General features: G+C 51.7%; 2 tRNA genes. Both read right to left on the reverse strand.

The window, feature by feature from the left end:
- Positions 1-18 precede the first annotated feature (18 nt).
- Positions 19-91 (reverse strand) — tRNA-Ala (locus ACLUXO_RS10430).
- A gap of 69 nt (positions 92-160) precedes the next feature.
- Positions 161-234 (reverse strand) — tRNA-Ile (locus ACLUXO_RS10435).

Here is a 234-nt window from a genome sequence, read left to right on the forward strand (position 1 = left end):
ACTTGGCCTTCCGGCCAATGGAGGCAAACGGGATCGAACCGATGACCTCCTGCTTGCAAAGCAGGTGCTCTCCCAGCTGAGCTATGCCCCCGTAAAATATCAACTTTTAAGATGTTACTCCATCTCGGCTGAAATGTAAAGGCCTTTCTTTGCATTTCAATGGGCCTGGATGGACTTGAACCATCGACCTCACGCTTATCAAGCGTGCGCTCTAACCAGCTGAGCTACAGGCCC

This window comes from Lactobacillus delbrueckii subsp. bulgaricus (assembly GCF_046938665.1).
GTDB classification, from domain to species: Bacteria; Bacillota; Bacilli; order Lactobacillales; family Lactobacillaceae; genus Lactobacillus; species Lactobacillus delbrueckii_C.